Source organism: Devosia alba, assembly GCF_039938915.1.
Lineage (GTDB): Bacteria > Pseudomonadota > Alphaproteobacteria > Rhizobiales > Devosiaceae > Devosia > Devosia alba.
The window spans coordinates 1-1098 of the sequence record NZ_JBDUUI010000040.1 but is presented as its reverse complement, the minus strand read 5'-3'; the positions used below and the strand labels follow the sequence as shown (position 1 = coordinate 1098).

The window sequence follows — 1098 nt, the reverse complement described above, 5'->3', positions numbered from 1 at the left end:
CACCCGGCTCACCCCGCCACTGTTCGCCTGCAGGCCGCCCATGCGGGGTGATGGGAGGATTATGCGCGCGGTTTGAGGGCCGGGGACAAGATGGATGAATTTTGGGTTGGGATGCGCTCAGCTTCAGCTATAGCGCCCTACCGCGGTCAGTCAGCGTCGGGGTGACGCGCGACCGGACTTCATTTTGCGGACACGCTGGACGCGAGACAGGGTGTGGGCGCCTTTTGTCACGGGTTGGGTGACAGGAGAGTATGGGGGCGGGGAGATGGGGCGCGGGATAGGGTGGATGTCAGAAGAGAAGTGCCAAAGCCATAGCTGCGTCATGTGGCAGTAGTTTATGCGGCGGATCTGCGGCCGCTTTCAGATCGTTGAGCGCCTTTCCGCAATGTCCCAAAACAGCCATCGCGCGGCGACATACACTCGGCCACAGCGGAATGGTGGAGGTGAGCGGGAAATCCACACAACCTTAGAAAGTCCCAGAAATCCTGGTACTGACGATAGCACAATACAGCGATTGTGTACCAGGTTTGTGTGACAGGAACGGTTCGCTGCGCGTGCGGCGGCAAGGGTCGCGGTTTATGACTATCCACAGGCAATCCACCATCGCGGCATGGATTGGATTTACTAGCCTTTCGCGCAGTGCACCATTAGGCAACAAGTCAAACGTCTTGGGACATTAATGGCCGCGCCCCAAATCTCCGAGCCGACCCCAAGTCCGTATCGCATCCTTACTCTCGATGGCGGAGGTGCCAAAGGGTTCTACACTCTTGGTATTTTGAGAGAGATCGAAGGTATGGTCGGCGGTAGGCCACTTTGCGAAATTTTTGACCTGATCTTTGGAACCAGCACAGGCGCCATCATCGCCGCGATGTTGGCAACGGGCCGGAAGGTGGATGACATCTACCAACAGTATCATGATCACGTGCCCACGATCATGAAAGAGCGAAATCCCGCCGGAAAATCGGAACAGCTAGAGCGCCTCGCCCATGATATTTTTGGAGATGCCACTTTCAATGATGTGAAGACAGGCGTTGGCATCGTGACTGTCCGTCGTCAGATGATTTGGCTCAGATTGGCTCTCGGATCAGCGGAGTGTCG

1 protein-coding gene is annotated in these 1098 nt (G+C 56.6%); it reads left to right on the top strand.

From position 1 onward, the window contains the following. Window positions 1–679 precede the first annotated feature (679 nt). A partial coding sequence (locus tag ABFY71_RS18685) for a patatin-like phospholipase family protein (RefSeq protein ID WP_347947372.1) occupies window positions 680–1098 on the top strand: 419 nt, incomplete at its 3' end.